Raw genomic sequence first — 15,927 nt, forward strand, 5'->3', positions numbered from 1 at the left:
ACTTGCAAGCTGACTGCCGTAACTACTTGGCGTAACAGCCTGGCAAACTGCCTGCCATAGACTGTTTGTCCGGCCTGGGCGGGGTTGCCGCGCCCTGGCTGCCGCTCCTTAGAGCATTTAACACTTGAAATGCTCGTGTACGGCAGGCAAAAGCCCGCCTACTCGCATTTCGTGGCAAGGATTTTTAGAAAAATCCTTGCAGAGCATTTAACTCATTTCATTCGTAAACTGCTCTAGAGCATTTTCGCGTTGAGAATATCCATTCTCAATGTTTCCAAGACGCCCGCTTCGGCGCGGCCAGGGCATGCACTACGTATGTGTTTAGCCGTGCGCCACCGCAGTCGTGTCCAGCCGGGGAGCGGGCGCGGTGGTGTGGCGGGCCGCAGGTTTGGCTGCGGTTTTTGTGCTCTGCTTCTGTCTGCCGGTAATGCCGCACAACTCCCAGAGGGCTCCGGCAAAATGACCGTGCACGTAGGAGAGCAGCAGCACCGAGGCAATGGGCAGGGCTGTCCACAGCCCGCCCTTGGCGCACAGGGCGGCAAAGACGTCGGCATTGGCAAAGGCCAGCACATAGATGCATATGCTGCCAGCGCCATAGAGCAGCGTCTGTTTCAGCGCCGGGCTTTGCCGCTTGCCGCGTATGCTCCACAAATCGTCTGTCCAGCCGGGTTGCCCGGCATCAGCGTATGCCACAGCGGTAAACCAGTTTTCCATCGTTTTTTGCAGGGTATTCATGTCGGCCTCCTGCACGGACAATTACAACTATTGTGCCAAAAAGTTCAATTTATAATATACTGTATTTAAACGGTTTTTTATGCTGAAGGGTGTGGCGGCAATGCGCCTGCCACTGTTGCATTATGACATGGCAGGACGTGTTGCGACCGCAAATTAATGCGGCGCAAGGCTTGTCAGCTTTGTTTTATTTTTATACGCTGTCGCAAAATGAAACGGCGTCGGGCGCATGTCTGTGAGCATGTGCCTGCGGGGGTGAGAGCATGCTTCCCCAATTTTCTGTCTGGCATACCATTCGCGGCAAGATCGCCCTGGGCACGAGCCTGTTTCTGGCCATGCTGCTGCTCTTGGGCGGCATTGCCTGCTATGATCTTGAACGTATCGACAGGGCGACCCGCCTCATCGACATGGTGGACGACCTGCGCAGCGATGTGCTTGAGATGCGCAGGTACGAAAAGAATCTGCAGCTTTTTCCCGGCAGAAAGGGCGATCTCATTGCCCTGCGCAGCTTTGTGGATCTGGCGCGGGATCGGGCCACATCCGTGGGGCAGAGCTATAATGCCGCCATGGGCCGCCGGGTGGGCGACGGCGCGCACCACAATCTTGACCTGCTGCTTGAAGGCATTGGCGTCTACGAAGCCCTGCTGAACGCCGTGCCCACAGACGGCGCGGCGCTGACAGATCAGGGGCAGCGGCTGAGCGAACTGGCGGATTCGGCGGTGCGGCGCATGCGCCAGGGCATCTTTACCGCCGTGGGCGACCTGCGCGCCCAGCTGCTGGGGGCCATTGCGGCCCTGCTGGCCTGCGGCGTAGCTTTTGCCTGGCACATAGGCAGGCACATCATGCGCGCGCTTGGAGCCATAGAAAACGCCGCGCGCAGCGTTGGCGCAGGGCAGCCCCTGCCGCCGCCCCCGCCCCAGCTTGAGGAAGAAGCGCGCCATGTGCTCCAGACCCTCGACGGCATGGCGGTGGAGCTGGAAAAGCGGCACGCTCTGCTGTTGCAGGAAAAAAAGCTGGCTTCGCTGGGCGTGCTGACCTCGGGCGTTGCCCACCAGCTGAACAATCCCCTCAACAATATTTCTGTGGGCTGCCAGTTGCTCGGCGAGGACGTCAACGACGCCAGACAGGGCCTGCGCCCCATGCCCACGGCGGATGACGTGACCGCGCAGTTGAACGAGATTCAGGCCGAGGTCGTCCGCGCCCGCGACATTGTGCGCGGTCTGCTGGACTTTGCGCGCGACAGGCCCTTTACCGTCGCCCAGCACGATCTGGCTGGCGTGGTGCGCAGGGCTGTGTCCCTGGTGCGGCACGACATGGGCGCGGCGGTGCGCATTGTGGTGGACGTGCCTGACGGCCTGCAACTGCCCATGGATGCCCAGCGTATTCAGGAAGTGCTCATCAACCTGCTGCTCAATGCCAGCCAGGCCATGAACGGCAGCGGCGAGGTGCGCATATCCGCCCGTGTGGACGAGCCTGCGGGCATGGCGGAGTTGCGCGTGCACGACACGGGCAAGGGCATAGCGCCGGAGCATCTGGGCCGTGTGTTTGATCCCTTTTTCAGCCTCAAGCCCGTGGGCGAGGGAACGGGCCTTGGCCTGTCCATAGCCTTTGGCATTGTGGGCAAGCACAAGGGAACACTGGAGGCGCAGAGCGAACCGGGGCAGGGCGCGTGCTTTACCCTGCGGCTGCCTCTTGAGTCCCGGCGCGACGCAAACGTTTCAGGAGCAGAGTCATGACTACGGAACGGTTCCGGCTTGCCGAACAAGCCTCCATACAGGCAACGCCCGACGAACCCCGGCGCAGCAGCCACGGGCGCGACGCCGCGCAGCGTGCCGGCGGCGGTGGCCGCCTGTTGATTATCGATGACGAGCGCATGGCCCGCGCAAACCTCGCCCGCGCCCTGGAGCGGGGCGGGCACGAATCGGCTCAGGCGGGCAGCGGCGAAGAAGGACTGAAACTGCTGGCAGAGCAGGATATTGACGTGGTCATCACCGATATCGCCATGGCCGGCATGAACGGCATGGAGGTGCTCAAGGCGGTGCGCTCCAGCAAGCCGGATGTGGAAGTCATCATGGTCACGGGCTACCCCATGATTGAAAGCGCCGTGGAGGCCATGCGGCTCGGGGCCTTTCATTATCTGGCAAAGCCGTATTCGCTGGAAGAAGCGCGCATACTGGTGGCGCGCGCGCTGGAAAAGCGCCGCCTGCGGCAGCAGGTCGTGCAAATGCGCGCCCAGCTTGAGGCCAGCGGCTCCGTGCCCGAGATGGTGGGCGCATCGCCAGCCATGGGTGGTCTGCGGCAGGCGCTCATGCGTCTGGCTCCCACGGACGTGGCTGTGCTGCTGCAGGGCGAAACGGGCACTGGCAAGGAACTGGCGGCCCGCACCATGCACGCCCAGAGCCAGCGGGCGCGGCGGCGTTTTCTGGCCATCAACTGCGGCGCGCTGTCGCCGGAACTTCTTGAAAGCGAGCTTTTCGGGCATGAGCAGGGGGCGTTTTCCGGCGCTGTGCGGCGCAAGGAGGGGCTCTTTGAGGCCGCCAGCGGCGGCACGCTCTTTCTGGACGAAATTGGCGAAATGCCCGCAGGCATGCAGGTCAAACTGCTGCGCGTGCTTCAGGAGCAGACGCTGCGCCGGGTGGGCGGCACGGTGGACATACCCGTGGACGTGCGCATCATCGCCGCCACCAACCGCAACCTCAAGGAAGAGGTGGAGGCAGGGCGTTTTCGCCGCGACCTTTACTACCGCATTGCCGTGGTGACGCAGGAACTGCCGTCCCTGCGCAGCAGGGTTGAGGACATCCCCATGCTGGCGCGCTTCTTTCTTGCGCGGCTGGCGGAGCAGGGCGGGGCTGCGCCCCTGGATATCGACGAAGCAGCCCTTGATGCGCTGCGGCAGTATCCCTTCCCCGGCAATGTGCGCGAGCTTGCCAATATCCTGGAGCGGGCGGCGGTGTTCTGCCCGCCGGGCGGCAGCATAGGGCTGTCGCATTTGTCGCCGGAAGTTTCCGAGCCAGGCCTGCATCCCTCCACAACACCATCAGCCGCGCCTGTCGCCGCGAGCCCGCATCTTTCAACGACGGTTTCTGCCGCGCCTGCCGCCACGGGTGCGGGGCGGGCGGACGTCGCACCTACCATTGCCGCTACGCCCATGGCGTCTGCGACGCCAGTGCCGCCTGAGCCGCAAGCGCCGCCCGCGCCCCCTGTCTCCTCTGCGCCTCCTGCGCCCGAGCACGGGCAGGGGCAGGATACGCCGCTGGTTCCACTGGCAGAGATGGAAAAACAGCACATCCTGCGCGCTCTTGAACTGGCGGGCGACAACCGCACCCTGGCTGCCGACATGCTTGGCATCAGCCGTTCGTCCCTGTGGCGCAAGCTCAGGGAATACGGCGTGTAGCCCCTCTGGGGATCAGGCATTTTTTGCAGCGGGCTGTCCGTTATGAAAAGCTGCCCTTGCGCCCTGCGGCTGCCATATGTGCGTCAGCGGTTCCTGCCGGGAAACCGGGTTGCTTCCAGATCAGAATATCGTAGAAAAAGGTCACATGATCTGTATTTTGTCCAGAGGAAAGCCCGACGTGATGACGTGCCGTTGTGCTGGCGCGGCATAAAAAAAATCCCTGAAAGGACATTCAGGGATTTTTCGCTGTAGCTGCGTTTCCACGCCAGAGGGCCGAGCGGCCCGCAGCGGGTGAACAGCGTGGTCCATTCCCCCTGGAAGAGATTTTCCGGCCCCGGCGCCTGCCAGGGGCCGGAAAATCATGTGGGGAGGGGAGTATGTTTTGGCAGCGGCATGGCCCGGGGGCCATGACTACGCGGCCATTGTGTCAAAAAGTTCTTTGGCGTTGTTGTTGGCGGGGTTGGCGCCAAGCACAGTTTCCAGATGCTGACGGGCATCTTCACTGCGGCCAAGGTAGATAAGGCATCCGGCCAAGGTCACGCGAACGGCTTCGGCTTCAACGCCGGTGCGCAGGGTGTCTTCCAGATGGGGCAGCACGTTTTCAACGCGGTCCAGCTGATAGGCTTCACGCACAAGGCAGTTCAGGGCGATGATGTTTTCAGGGTTTTTGTTCATGGCGCGGGCAAAGTAGTCAAAAGCCCCTTCGTGCTGGCCCTGTTCCATAAGAACCAGGCCGATGCCGCACAGGGCCTTGTCGGTCTCTTCAACCGCGGCGGCCTTTTGGTACAGAACCAGAGCCTTGTCAAGCTCGGAGCGCTGTACGGCCACAGTGGCCAGGCCCATGTACGGGGCCGCGCTCTGGGCGTCGCTGTTGGCAGCCTTGCGGTAATATTCTTCAGCCTTGTCAAAGTCGCCCATGAACAGGTAGCATTCGCCCAATTCTTTATTGATTTCGTAATCCAGTTGATTGCTCATTTTTTCCTCCCCAACTTGAGGCTGGTTTGCGAAGGCGCAGAATGCGCCTTTGGCTTGCCCCGTACTATGCACTGCGCGTGCCAATTATGAATTCTACAAGCAAATCAGCATATTATTTTTTTGATAAAAAGGGGGCTGTGGAGGAGCGGCAAAGGACGCCGCGCAAAAAACGCCAAAAATCCGCCACTGACGGGGCGGGCGGCAGATTTTGCCGCCAGATTTTGCAGCCGAGTTTGCCGCCAGAATCTGCCGCAAATGCGTAAAAAGCCTTTTGTCCACAGGGCAAAAGGCTTCAGGCCAGACCGGCCCAGACCGGCCCAGACCGAGCCAGAGCAGGCCAGACCGGGCCAGATACTCTTTGAAACAACGTGACGGCTGAAGGGGCTGCCTCCCCTTTCGCTTCAGATATGAAAACACCGGGAGCGTAGTACCCTGCCACCCCCGTTACGGTGTTTGGCCACGCAGATACACGGCGTTGATGTTGACTCGGCGGGTAACTGCACGCAGCCGCCAGAGCGTTTCAATATTGAAAGGCCCTGGCGGCATGGTAAACTACGAAAAGAGTTTTGGGGGGTGGGGGTGTGGGGGAGGGACCCTTTTGCAAAAGGGTCCCTCCCCCACAAAATTGCAAAACGTAACTGCCCGCCTGCGCGCAAAGAAGGCCAGGTTCAGGCGTGCAGGCTCTGGCTGCCCCCGTGCACATTGATGTGGTGCAGCATGACGCCAAGAACGCCTTCAATGTCCAGGCGCGACGTATCCACGATAAGGGCGTCCGGGGCAGGGCGCAGCGGGGCCACGGCCCGGTTGCGGTCAAGGGCGTCACGCTGGCGTATCTGTTCTGTGAGGCTTGTCAGTTCAGCGGCTTCCCCCCGTTCTTCAAGGTCGCGCAGTCGCCGCATGGCGCGCACTTCCGGGGCCGCATCCAGAAAAAACTTGAAGCGCGCGTCGGGAAAAACCACGGTGCCCATATCGCGGCCCTCGGCCACCAGGGGCGAGCTCTCGCCAATGGCCCTTTGGGTCTGGCGCAGGATGTCGCGCACCACCGGCACTGTGGCGATGCGGGCTGCCAGCATGCCCACCTGCTCGGTGCGGACTTCACCGCGCACGGCCACGCCATTGCAGAACAGGGTTGATTGCTGCCCCATGCCGCTGAGTGTGAAGGTCCATTGCCCACAGCGGCTGCGCAGCTCATCTTCCGGGAGTTTTTCCGCCCCGGGCCCCAGCTTGAGGGCCATACAGCGAAACATGGCGCCGGTATCCAGATAGGCCAGGCCCAGACTTTCGGCCATGCGGCGGGCCAGGGTGGTCTTGCCGACCCCGGCCGGGCCGTCCAGCGTAACAACGGGCAGGCGGGCGCTCATTTGTGTTCCTTAAGCGCGGCATCGGCTTCGGCATGGCGGTTTTGCAGAAGAATTTCGTCCATGGCCAGCAGAAAGGCCCTGTTTTCCTGTTCATTGCCAACGCTGACGCGCAGATGGTTGGGCAGATTATAGCTTTTGAGCGGGCGGATAATGATGCCCCGGCGGAGCAGTGCCTCAAAACAGTCCTCGGCCCCCAGCGTGTTTTCCGGCAGTTTGAAAAGAACAAAATTTGCAGCGCTGGGCCAGACGTAGCAGCCCAGAGCCGTCAGGCCAACGGTAAGGGCATTGCGCCCCTGCCGCACGGTCTGCATGGTGAGCGCGTAGAACGTGGCGTCTTTCAATGCGGCCAGGGCGGCCTCTTCTGCCAGAATATTGACGGAAAAGGGCAAACGGGCCCGCCAGCAGTAGTCGGCTATGGCCGGAGGCAGGATGCCGTAGCCCACGCGCAGGCCCGCAAGGCCGAAACTTTTGGAGAATGTGCGCATAAAGGCCGTGTTTTCGGGCAAATGGCCGCTGGCCAGAAGGGAAGATTCCGGCTCGTTTTCCGCAAAGTCCATATAGGCCTCGTCCACGACCAGCAGGCAGGCGGGCGCAATTTCGGCCAGTTTTTCGGCCAGGCGCGCCACGTCTTCGCGCGGCGGGCAGTAGCCGGAAGGATTGTCGGGCGTGGTGACGAACACGAGGCGTGTATTGGCGTCCACCCTGGCGAGCAGGGCGTCAAAGTTGAAGGAAAAATCGTCATTGAGCGGCTGGCGGCGCACTTCGACGCCGCAGACGCGCCCCTGGATGGGGTAGATGCTGAAGCATGGTTCAAAGCAGACCAGATTGTGCACGCCGGGTTCTGCCAGAATGCGGATGAGCAGGTCTATGATCTCGTCGGAGCCGTTGCCGACCACAATACGGCGGGCATCAACGCCGTGGAGCTGCGCCAGCGCCGCCGCAAGGCGGGGATTGCCCCCCTGGGGATAACGAAAGCCCATGGCCGCGTGCCGCTGTACGGCATCACACGCCAGGGGCGACATGCCCAGCGGATTTTCGTTGCTGGCCATCTTGATGACCTTGGCAAGGTTGTACTTCTGCTGAATTTCGGCAATGGACAGACCGGGAACATAGGCCTTCAGGGCAAGAATTTCCTGCCGCACGCTGATCTCAAACATGTCTTCTCCACAGCCGGGCATGGGGGCGCTCTCGGCAACAAGAGGATTGTTGACGGGCCGCGCCTCTATTACGGAGACGCGGCCCTGATGTGACGTCATGCCTTAAGTGTATGCGGAACATCCGGCTGGCTGCCCGGCAACGTCAGGCGTTATTGCGAGTGGCCGCATGGGCGGCGCGGCGTACTGTGCACCTGTACGCCCTCAAGGGTATTCGGCACTAGCTGGGGCGTACGGTCAGCACGGGCATGTCGGCGTTTTTGACCACCTTTTCGGCAACGGAGCCAAAGAGGATTCTGTCGATGCCCTTGCGGCCGTGGGTGCCCATGACGATGATGTCCACCTCTTCTTCCTTGGCGTGGGCCAGGATTTCTTCGGCGGCGTAGCCGATGAGCACCTTGCCTGTGGCCGTTACGCCAGCAAAGTTTTCAGCCACAAAAGATTCCATGGACTTTTCAGCGCCGGAGACGATTTCGCCCACAAAGTTTTCTATGGTGTTGGGGGGCACGTGAAAGCCCACATACTGGCTCAGCGAAGGAGCGGTGTATACAACCACAACGCTTGCGTTCAATCCCTTTGCAAGCAGAACGGCGTATTCAGCCACATCCTTGCTGTGTTCCGATAGGTCTACCGCGCAAAGAATCTTTTTGATTTCCTTCATGGCTAGCTCCTGTTCCCCGTGGGAGGATAAGGTTATAAAAGGCGTAGCCTGCATACGTTCAATGTTTTCGCCATGCGGGCGGGGTTCGCGACTGTTTGTCGTAATCTTTATTAAATTTTAGTTTTTTTTACAACAATAGACAAGGTCTTTTGGACAGCATATGCTTGCGCTGTGGGAAAATTTTTCCCTTCCACAAATACGGTATGTTATAAAATCAGCTAGTTGAGTCTTCCAGCGATTTGGCAGACTTCTTGCACAAATGGCGCAAATGCGGAACGCCAACCCTGGAGGCGACATGAAGATCAAGAATGAGCAACTGGAAGCCCTGCTTCGCCAGCAGGAGCAATCCTCCGGCACAATCCGCAGGTCGGGCGATCAGGGATCGGGCTTTGAAGCCGCTCTGGCCGAACAGTTGGGGCTTGTGGACGGGGGCGCGTCTTCCACTGCCGAGGGTACGCTCCCGGTGGGCGGCATGCAGACGGCCCAGGCGTCACAGGCATCCATGATAAGCCAGATGCTGCTGGGCGCTACCGGGCAGACTGACGAAGCCAATCCCACTGAAGACGTGCTGCAGGAGGCCTTTACCCAGGCTTCCGGCACGCTGGATATGTGGGATTCTTACGTCAATACCCTTGGCGATGCCGGCAAAAACGGCTCTCTGCGTCAGGCCTATGCGCTCCTGCAGGGCATTGACGGACAGGTTGCCTCACTGAAGGAAAATACCGCGGGCCTGCGCGGGCAGAATCCCGGCCTGGATACCCTGGTGAACAATCTGGAGGTGCTCGCCACCACAGAAAAGTTCAAATTCAACCGCGGAGACTATAACGTCTGATTTTTCCTCAGCGACAGATTGCAAAAAAGCCGTGAACATCAGGGGTTCACGGCTTTTTTGTTTTCGTGGGAGTGTCGTTGGAGAGGGAGTGTGCGTGTCAGTCTGCGTGTCAGGGATGGACTTGTTTGATCCCCCGGGGCGCTGAAGGGCTGGCGCGCCCCGGAGGATCGGTTCAGGGAACAGGTTTTATAACGTGGCTATATATCAAGAGAGTGGCGCTCTCGAAATCAACGGGCTTACCGTCATGAACGTGCGCAGGCAAATTGCGCGGGTTCTGTTGCCGGGCGGCTGCCTCAGGCAGCCGCCCGTGGGTTGGCATCAGCTGTAAAGCTTAGGGAAGCATTGATTAAAGAGACTCCTGGAAACGCGCAGTTATTTCGTTTGGCAAGGCGCGCTCATTTTTTGAAGCAGGAGTGGACTCTTCCGTCCTCGACTGCTTCAAAAAAAGTGAAGCAACGCCGTCAAACGGAATAAATCAGCGTTTCCTTAGTTGGTCTTGGCGTCGGGGGCGTTGCCGGCGGGCTGGTCCATCATGCCCATGCCGGGGCCGCCCTGCATGCCGTAGCCGCCGTGATTACCGGGGCCGCCGTGCATGCCGTAGCCGCCGTGATTACCGGGGCCGCCATGGCCGCCGCGCGGGCCCATCATGCCCCTGCCGCCCATGCCGGGGCAATCGCCCATGCCGCCCGCCATGCCGTGACCGCCCATGTAGGGAACGCCCTTGTCCTGCATCTGCTTGCGCATGGCGCCGTCAAGCTGGTACAGCTTGCCGTCCACGTCCTTCACATCCTTCTGCAGGGCCACGATCCTCGGATCGTCAGGCTTGACTCCCTGATAGAGCAGGGCGTTGATTTCGGCCTGCTTGCCGTACTTCTGCTGGAAGAGCGGCTGCATCTTGGGGCCGAACTCTTTATGGATGTCCTGCAGGGCGTTCATCTGTTCAGGAGTCAGGTTCATATGGGGGCCCATATGGGGGCCCATCTGGCCTGCCACAGGGGGCGCGGGAACTTCGGCCGGGGCGCTGCTGGCGATGCCGGCGGTGCCGAGCAGGGCTACAAGAGCGAGCGCCGCAGTGGTTGAAGCAAGTTTGGATGTTTTCATGATAATATCCTTTATGATGTTCGGTTGAGGCCGAAGTTTTTTGTCTCTGTGCGGGCCGTGGCGCCGCCATATCATTGTCGTGTGTGCGAGGGTGTGATTCAGGGGGCCGTATATGCCATTTCTGCCTTGCCAGCCCGGCCCCCTATGGCCGCCGCAGCCGGACAGCGACGCCGCTGTTGTGATTGTCTGCCAAGAACTTCAATAAGGCGTCTCATGTGTTGTCCTTGGGGTCTCAGGGCGTCTGCGGCCGGGGCTTACCGGCCCATGTGATTGCCGCCATGGGGGCCGTGGGGGCCGTAGCCGCCGTGACCGTAGCCGCCGTTGCCGCCGTTGCCGCGCCAGGAAGAGGCAGTCCCGGTGCTCGTGGCATTCTGGGCCAGCGCGGGCAGGGCGGTGAGGGCCATAGCGAACACAAGGGCCAGGGATGCAAAGATGAACGTAGGTTTGATGGTTAAGGTTTTCATGGTGGTCTCCTTGACTTTATATGTATCGTGCTCTTGAATCTTTCCCTTGAAGGAAAATCAGATCACGTTTTTGAGCTTTTCGTATTCTTCCTGCGAGATTTCACCGGAAGCAAGGCGTCGTTTCAAAATGTTCAGCGTATCACGGCGGTCAAAGTTGCACGGTTTGCGTCCTATAAGACGAAAGATAAAGTATACCGCCAGAACCAGCACCGTAATCGCAAGAAGCATTCCTATCCAACCGCCCCCCCAGCCGAAAAAATTCAGATAATTACAAGCATGCATTATGTTTCCTCCCGGTGAGACCGGGCACGCCCTGCATTGGGGCGGGGTTGCGCTGTCACCTGTTTGCGCGTTTTCACGCGCTCTTGCCCCCTATAAGGCAAAGCCCGTGCCAACAGCGACCATAACTTCATAATACACTGTAAATATTTAGTTTGTTGTTTTATGGCCGTTTTATGGCAACACTGTGACCAGGTAAAAAGTGTCCATTTTTTACCCATATTGTCAGGGCTGTGTCCGATTTTTACCAGCGCCCTTGACCATATGGGTAAAAAATACATAATAGGGACATTCAGCCACACAAGGACAGGCCATGAAGAGCAGATTTTCAAGAATATTTTCCGTCAGAGGGGTGCGCGCCCTGCATTTGGGGCTTTCGCCCTGGATGATTATGGGCATGGCCATCATTCTCGGGCTGACCATTTCGGCTCTTGCGGTGCGCAGCAACCAGCGCGGCAAGACATATATGATACAGAACCTCCTGGACCGGGCCGAGGCCCTCATATGGGCCCTGGAGGCGGGCGCGCGCACGGGCTTGTGCACACCCCTGGGCAATTCGGACGGCCTGCAGTCCCTGCTGGCGGAAACTGCCAAGCAGCCCGGCATTGTTTTCATGGCTGTGGCCAACAATGCGGGCGAAATGCTGGCCTACAGCGTGCCAGGGCGCACCCGCCACAAAAACCGGGGCAATGACGACACTTCTTCGTCCGGGCAGGGAGCAGGCGGCGATGGCAGGATTCCCGCGCAGGCGCAACAGGGCGAAAAGTCCTTGGCCATTATCATGCCCACGGCGGTGCAGGTGACGGAAAAGCCCGCATGGCGTCTGCGCCAGTGGGGCGACAGAAAGGTTTTTGAGGTGTACCGCGCCTTTGTGCCGCTGGAAGATGACCGCCCCATGCCATTGCCCATGCGCGGGCACGGGCAGCACAACATGGGGCGCAGCAGGGGCATGATGGGCGTGGATATCCCACATGGCCCCATGTCGCCCAGAAGGATGGAGCCCCAGTCCCAGCCCCAGATCCAGCCAGAGCCTCAGGCCGCAGGGCCAGGCATGCCGGGCTTGAGGCCACCGCCGCCCCATGCCGGAATGTGGGGCGACGGCAGCGCCTGGCCATCTGCCCAACTGCATCCGGGCCAGCCACGGCAACCCCAGGGCGTGGTCGTGGTGGGGCTTGATCTCAAACCATTTGAAGCGGCCCTGGCGGCGGATCTTCGCTATAACGCCATGTCGGCTGCCCTGGTGGCGGCTCTGGGCCTTGCGGGCTTTGTTTCACTGTTCTGGGCGCAGAATTACCGCCATTCACGCAAGATGTTGCGCGATTCACGGGCTATGGCTTCAGAAGTGGTGGCCAACCTGCCTCTGGGCCTTCTGACCAGCGATCCTTCGGGCAGGGTGGCCATGGTCAACGACACTGCCCTGCGCATGTTCGACCTTGTCCGGAATACGGCCGTGTACGCGCCTTTGACCGGGTTGCCGGGGCTGGACTGGAAGGCGCTGGTGGCGGAACTGGCAGGGGGCCGCAAGGTTCTTGAGCGCGAATGTGTCCTCACCACAGGGCGCGCGGGCGCGGTGATCAGCCTCAGCGCCGCCGCCATGCGCAATCAGGACGGCGTTTTTCTGGGCAATGTGTTTATTCTGCGCGACATTACCGAGGTCAAACGCCTGCAGGCAGACGCGCAGCGCAACGACCGCCTGTCGGCTCTGGGCCATCTGGCCGCCGGTGTGGCGCATGAGGTGCGCAATCCTTTGAGCACCATCAAGGGCGTGGCCCTCTACATCGCCAAGCGCATGCTGCCCGGCGGCCGTGAAGAGGAAGCCGCCCAGCGCATGATTGACGAAGTGGACAGGCTGGACAGGGTCGTCTCCGAACTGCTGGAATTCGCCCGGCCCGGAGCCATCAACACCACGGACGCCGATCTTGCCGAAATCGTCAACCGTGCCCTGCGCCTGACCGAAGCCGATGTGCGCGCCAGAAACATTCAGGTCACGCTTGACGTGGCCCCTGATCTGCCGCCGGTACGGGTCAATGCCGAACGCCTCACCCAGGCGCTGCTCAACCTCTTTCTTAATGCCGTGCAGGCCATGGGTGATGGCGGGCAACTGCACGTGGGCGCGCGCCTGTCGCCTGACGGGCAGAGCTTCAGCCTTTCTGTCCGCGACAATGGCCCCGGTATTCCCAGAGACATTCAGGCGGCCATCTTTACGCCCTATTTTACCACCAAGCCTTCGGGCACGGGCCTTGGGCTGGCCATTGTCTACCAGATTGTCGAAGGGCACGGCGGCAGCGTGAGCGTCAATTCCGATCCGGGGCACGGCACGGAGTTCATCCTTGTGCTGCCTGTTCGCGGCAGGGATGCAGCCGTTTCGGCGTGACGGCGCAGGCGCAGTTTGTCCGCGCCGTTGCGCGCAGTTTGTCTGCACGCCGCCAGCCGTAAGGGACACGCAGTAACCATTTGGAATAAATAGTAGTATCATTGCCCTGCGCTGGCTATCAACCAGGATGATCAAGGAATATTGTCATGAGTGCGACTTCAGCTGTCAGACTGATGGTGGTGGACGACGACCGCAACCACCGCGAAATGCTCCGGGCCCTGCTGGAAGAGTGGGGCTATGATCCCGTTACTGTAGACAATGGGGAAGAGGCCGTGGCCATGTGCCAGGAAAGCCCCTTTGACCTCATCCTTATGGACGTGAGGATGGGAGGCATGAACGGCATTGAGGCCACCCGCGCCATCAAGAGCTATAATCCCGCCATCCCCGTGCTGATCATGACGGCGTACTCCGATGTGGCCAACGCGGTGGAAGCCCTCAAGGCCGGAGCGTATGACTACCTGACCAAGCCCCTGGCCTTTGACGCCCTCAAGCTGGCGCTGGAGCGCGCGCTGGATCACGCCAATCTGCGCGACGAGGTGCGCGCCCTGCGTCACGAATTGGCCGCCAACGTCGATTCCCGCAACGTCATCGGTCAGAGTCCGGCCATGCGTCAGGTGCTGGGCCTGGTTTCAGCCATTGCGGCTTCCGAGGCCACGGTGCTCATCACCGGTGAATCCGGCACGGGCAAGGAGGTCATCGCCAAGCTGATCCACGCCAACAGCAACAGGGCCAAGGGGCCGTATGTGGCCGTCAACTGCGCGGCCCTGACGGAAACCCTGCTGGAGTCCGAACTGTTCGGCCATGAAAAGGGGGCCTTTACCGGGGCGGAAAAACGCCGCGAGGGGCGTTTTCTGGCGGCCAACAAGGGCACAATCTTTCTGGATGAAATTGGCGAGATTCCTTTGTCCATGCAGGTCAAGCTGTTGCGCGTCATTCAGGAGCGCGAGCTGCAACGTGTGGGCGGCGATCAGACCATCAAGGTGGATGTGCGCATCCTGGCCGCCACCAACAAGGATCTGGCGCTTGAAGTGGAGGAGGGACGCTTTCGGCAGGACCTTTACTACAGGCTCAACGTGGTTTCCCTGCAGTTGCCGCCCCTGCGCGACCGGCTTGAGGACATCCCCCTGCTGGCCATGCATTTCATGAAAATTTTTGCCGATCGTAACGGCAAGATGGTCAAGGGCTTCACCCCTGCGGCCATGGACAGGCTCGTCAAGCACACCTGGCCCGGCAATGTGCGCGAACTGGAAAACGCGGTGGAACGCGCCGTTGTGCTGCTGGTGGGGGAATACATCAGCGAGCGCGAACTGCCGCCCACCATTGCCGAAGCCGAGGAGGAAAGCCCGCGTTCGTCAAGGCTGGACTTTGCCAACATGACGCTGGAAGAAATCGAGCGCCTGGCCGTGCAGGATACCCTTGAACAGGTCGGCGGCAATAAGAGCGAAGCCGCGCGGCGTCTGGGCATCAACCGCAAGACGCTGCTGGCCAAGCTGGGCGACGGCAAGTAGGCAAAGCCGGAGGGCGTGCGGGCAGCGGCCAGGGCCGTTCCAGGGTGCAGCCGCGTACACGCGGAACTGAAACGGCTGCGGTTCAACAGACGGAAGTTACGCATAGTAAAAAGCAGACCATGCCTTCAGGCTGGTCTGCTTTTTGTGTCTGGCTTTCAGCGCGGGGCTTACACTGTGGGCGTCTGCTCCCGCAGCCCCCGGAGCATCTCAATGTTACCATGCCCCAAAATAAAGGTTTTAGGGGGTGGGGGCGTGGGGGAGGCGACCCTTTTGCAAAAGGGGCCCTCCCCCACACTATTCTTCTTTATGCTGCGGCCGGTGCGTTATCTGCGCAAAGCCAGCAGGCCGTCCAGTATGGTCCAGGGATTGGGCGGGCAGCCGGGCACAAAAAGGTCCACGGGCAGGATGTCGGTAATGCCGTTATTGCACTGCGGCCCGTTGCGGAAAAGCCCGCCCGATATGGCGCAGGCCCCCACCGCCGCCACAAGGCGCGGTTCGGGTATGGCGTCATAGGTGTCAATGACGGCAAGGCGCATGTTTTCAGAAACAGGCCCGGTGACCAGGATGCCGTCGGCGTGGCGTGGCGAGGCCACAAAATCGATGCCGAAGCGCGGCAGGTCAAAGACCAGGGTGCCAAGCACATTGCAGTCCGCCTCGCAGGCGTTGCAGCCTGCGGCGCTGACCTGACGCAGCTTGAGCGAACGCCGGAAAAGGGAAAATTTGCCGGGGGTGGAAGGTGTGGCCGCCTGCGGGGCCGGCTGGCCGGGAACCACCAGCAGGTCTTCACGCCTGAAAACCGCCATGCGGTGCTCGCCGGTGAAGACGATGGCCTGTTGGGGGCAAGCATCGCGGCACGCGCCGCAGAAGGTGCAGCGCCCCATATCCAGGGTGGGCGTGCTGTCGGGCGCGCCTTCGGTGGGCAGCAGGGCTCCTGTGGGGCAGGCCGCGTAACAGGCTGTGCAGCCGCCGCAGTTCACGGGCGTGAGGTTGGGCCTGCCCATATATCTGGGCGAAAGCACGGGCTGCTGGTGGGGGTAGTCCAGCGTGCGGTATTTCTGGCGGATGCGTTCCTTGATTATGTGCAGCATGGTA

The 15,927-nt window shown here is 60.8% G+C and carries 14 protein-coding genes; 5 read left to right on the plus strand and 9 right to left on the minus strand.

Annotation, left to right across the window (positions count from 1 at the left end):
• Positions 1-321: 321 nt before the first annotated feature.
• On the minus strand, positions 322-735 hold the full coding sequence (locus tag DESU86_RS10460) for a hypothetical protein (RefSeq protein WP_179980988.1): 414 nt from the start codon (positions 733-735) through the stop codon (positions 322-324).
• 260 nt (positions 736-995) lie between these two features.
• Between DESU86_RS10460 and DESU86_RS10465 the strand changes: the two genes are divergently transcribed.
• Positions 996-2,468, plus strand: a complete 1,473-nt coding sequence (locus tag DESU86_RS10465; protein WP_179980989.1) for a sensor histidine kinase — start codon at positions 996-998, stop codon at positions 2,466-2,468.
• Positions 2,465-4,126: a sigma-54-dependent transcriptional regulator gene (locus DESU86_RS10470; RefSeq protein WP_232088334.1), complete on the plus strand. Its 1,662-nt coding sequence runs from the start codon at positions 2,465-2,467 to the stop codon at positions 4,124-4,126. The genes DESU86_RS10465 and DESU86_RS10470 overlap by 4 nt, the downstream gene beginning before the upstream one ends.
• Before the next feature lie 411 nt (positions 4,127-4,537).
• Here DESU86_RS10470 and DESU86_RS10480 read toward each other — a convergent pair whose 3' ends face one another.
• The 4 genes from DESU86_RS10480 to DESU86_RS10495 all read right to left on the minus strand — a co-directional run bounded on the left by DESU86_RS10480 (position 4,538) and on the right by DESU86_RS10495 (position 8,277).
• Positions 4,538-5,101 (minus strand): tetratricopeptide repeat protein, encoded by a 564-nt coding sequence (locus DESU86_RS10480; RefSeq protein WP_179980990.1) that lies wholly within the window; start codon positions 5,099-5,101, stop codon positions 4,538-4,540.
• Between the two features lie 668 nt (positions 5,102-5,769).
• Positions 5,770-6,462, minus strand: a complete 693-nt coding sequence (gene cmk, locus DESU86_RS10485) for a (d)CMP kinase (protein ID WP_179980991.1) — start codon at positions 6,460-6,462, stop codon at positions 5,770-5,772.
• On the minus strand, positions 6,459-7,619 hold the full coding sequence (gene hisC, locus DESU86_RS10490; RefSeq protein WP_179980992.1) for a histidinol-phosphate transaminase: 1,161 nt from the start codon (positions 7,617-7,619) through the stop codon (positions 6,459-6,461). Before hisC ends, cmk begins: the two co-directional genes overlap by 4 nt.
• Positions 7,620-7,836: 217 nt before the next feature.
• Complete coding sequence (locus DESU86_RS10495) at positions 7,837-8,277, minus strand: universal stress protein (RefSeq protein ID WP_179980993.1); 441 nt, start codon at positions 8,275-8,277, stop codon at positions 7,837-7,839.
• Between the two features lie 295 nt (positions 8,278-8,572).
• Here DESU86_RS10495 and DESU86_RS10500 point away from each other — a divergent pair, with 295 nt between their 5' ends.
• A complete protein-coding gene (locus DESU86_RS10500; protein WP_179980994.1) occupies positions 8,573-9,109 on the plus strand; it encodes a hypothetical protein in 537 nt (178 codons plus the stop codon).
• Between the two features lie 486 nt (positions 9,110-9,595).
• Here the strand turns inward: DESU86_RS10500 and DESU86_RS10505 are convergent, their stop codons facing one another.
• The 3 genes from DESU86_RS10505 to DESU86_RS10515 all read right to left on the minus strand — a co-directional run bounded on the left by DESU86_RS10505 (position 9,596) and on the right by DESU86_RS10515 (position 10,956).
• A complete protein-coding gene (locus tag DESU86_RS10505; RefSeq protein WP_179980995.1) occupies positions 9,596-10,210 on the minus strand; it encodes a hypothetical protein in 615 nt (204 codons plus the stop codon).
• Positions 10,211-10,464: 254 nt separating this feature from the next.
• Positions 10,465-10,674, minus strand: coding sequence for a hypothetical protein (locus DESU86_RS10510; RefSeq protein ID WP_179980996.1), 210 nt, complete (start codon positions 10,672-10,674; stop codon positions 10,465-10,467).
• 57 nt (positions 10,675-10,731) lie between these two features.
• Positions 10,732-10,956 (minus strand): SHOCT domain-containing protein, encoded by a 225-nt coding sequence (locus DESU86_RS10515; protein ID WP_179980997.1) that lies wholly within the window; start codon positions 10,954-10,956, stop codon positions 10,732-10,734.
• 310 nt (positions 10,957-11,266) lie between these two features.
• On the opposite strand from DESU86_RS10515, the gene DESU86_RS10520 reads away from it, so the two are divergent.
• Together DESU86_RS10520 and DESU86_RS10525 are read left to right on the plus strand one after the other, a co-directional pair.
• On the plus strand, positions 11,267-13,327 hold the full coding sequence (locus tag DESU86_RS10520) for an ATP-binding protein (RefSeq protein WP_179980998.1): 2,061 nt from the start codon (positions 11,267-11,269) through the stop codon (positions 13,325-13,327).
• 146 nt (positions 13,328-13,473) lie between these two features.
• Positions 13,474-14,835: a sigma-54-dependent transcriptional regulator gene (locus DESU86_RS10525; protein WP_179980999.1), complete on the plus strand. Its 1,362-nt coding sequence runs from the start codon at positions 13,474-13,476 to the stop codon at positions 14,833-14,835.
• A 323-nt stretch (positions 14,836-15,158) separates the two neighbouring features.
• Here DESU86_RS10525 and DESU86_RS10530 read toward each other — a convergent pair whose 3' ends face one another.
• Positions 15,159-15,923, minus strand: a complete 765-nt coding sequence (locus DESU86_RS10530; RefSeq protein ID WP_179981000.1) for a 4Fe-4S dicluster domain-containing protein — start codon at positions 15,921-15,923, stop codon at positions 15,159-15,161.
• Positions 15,924-15,927: the final 4 nt, after the last annotated feature.

The sequence above is a fragment of the Desulfovibrio sp. 86 genome, from assembly GCF_902702915.1.
Taxonomy (GTDB): Bacteria; Desulfobacterota; Desulfovibrionia; order Desulfovibrionales; family Desulfovibrionaceae; genus Desulfovibrio.

Excerpts from the sequence above, each read along its gene's own strand:
- DESU86_RS10530 (WP_179981000.1), bottom strand. The coding sequence starts at position 15,923 with ATGCTGCACATAATCAAGGAACGCATCCGCCAGAAATACCGCACGCTG.
- DESU86_RS10510 (WP_179980996.1), bottom strand. The coding sequence starts at position 10,674 with ATGAAAACCTTAACCATCAAACCTACGTTCATCTTTGCATCCCTGGCC.
- DESU86_RS10505 (WP_179980995.1), bottom strand. The coding sequence starts at position 10,210 with ATGAAAACATCCAAACTTGCTTCAACCACTGCGGCGCTCGCTCTTGTA.
- DESU86_RS10460 (WP_179980988.1), bottom strand. The coding sequence starts at position 735 with ATGAATACCCTGCAAAAAACGATGGAAAACTGGTTTACCGCTGTGGCA.
- DESU86_RS10520 (WP_179980998.1), top strand. The coding sequence starts at position 11,267 with ATGAAGAGCAGATTTTCAAGAATATTTTCCGTCAGAGGGGTGCGCGCC.
- DESU86_RS10470 (WP_232088334.1), top strand. The coding sequence starts at position 2,465 with ATGACTACGGAACGGTTCCGGCTTGCCGAACAAGCCTCCATACAGGCA.
- DESU86_RS10500 (WP_179980994.1), top strand. The coding sequence starts at position 8,573 with ATGAAGATCAAGAATGAGCAACTGGAAGCCCTGCTTCGCCAGCAGGAG.
- cmk (WP_179980991.1), bottom strand. The coding sequence starts at position 6,462 with ATGAGCGCCCGCCTGCCCGTTGTTACGCTGGACGGCCCGGCCGGGGTC.
- hisC (WP_179980992.1), bottom strand. The coding sequence starts at position 7,619 with ATGTTTGAGATCAGCGTGCGGCAGGAAATTCTTGCCCTGAAGGCCTAT.
- DESU86_RS10515 (WP_179980997.1), bottom strand. The coding sequence starts at position 10,956 with ATGCATGCTTGTAATTATCTGAATTTTTTCGGCTGGGGGGGCGGTTGG.
- DESU86_RS10525 (WP_179980999.1), top strand. The coding sequence starts at position 13,474 with ATGAGTGCGACTTCAGCTGTCAGACTGATGGTGGTGGACGACGACCGC.
- DESU86_RS10495 (WP_179980993.1), bottom strand. The coding sequence starts at position 8,277 with ATGAAGGAAATCAAAAAGATTCTTTGCGCGGTAGACCTATCGGAACAC.
- DESU86_RS10480 (WP_179980990.1), bottom strand. The coding sequence starts at position 5,101 with ATGAGCAATCAACTGGATTACGAAATCAATAAAGAATTGGGCGAATGC.
- DESU86_RS10465 (WP_179980989.1), top strand. The coding sequence starts at position 996 with ATGCTTCCCCAATTTTCTGTCTGGCATACCATTCGCGGCAAGATCGCC.